General features: G+C 55.4%; 1 protein-coding gene. It reads left to right on the plus strand.

The window, feature by feature from the left end; translation table 11 throughout:
* Positions 1-448 (plus strand): class I SAM-dependent methyltransferase (locus E3E28_RS10850; protein WP_167915461.1); only part of this gene is annotated, 448 nt, incomplete at both ends.

Genomic DNA, 448 nt, shown 5'->3' on the forward strand with positions numbered 1-448 from the left:
GCACGCATTAACGACTGTCCCGCTCGCCTACCTCGTCGGCGAAACCGGCCGCGTTGTTGCCGTGGACATGAGCAGATGGCGCTTCTTCGAGGAGATAACCTCTGCGGCTGGCTTAAAGCGCAGGATAATCCCGCTCAAGGCCGACGCGAGGGGGCTGCCTTTTCCGTTTAAGGCCTTCGATTTAGCCGTTCTCGTTCATGGAGTTAGAAGCCTGAAAAATGAGGAAACGATGGTTAGGGTCTTCTCCGAGATGCTCCGCGTGGCAAACATGGTTTTCATAGCGGAGAGCCTTCCCATAGCGAACAACGAGAGGCAAAGGGCACATCTTGAGCTCTACAACCTGCGCGAGGATATCTTTGAAGCGCTCTTCGGCGAGAAGGACGACCTGCACTATCTCCCGCTGAAGAGGCTGAGGGAGCTGGTGAAAACGGCAGGTGGAGAGATAATT

Source organism: Thermococcus sp. 21S9 (genome assembly GCF_012027635.1).
GTDB lineage: Archaea > Methanobacteriota_B > Thermococci > Thermococcales > Thermococcaceae > Thermococcus.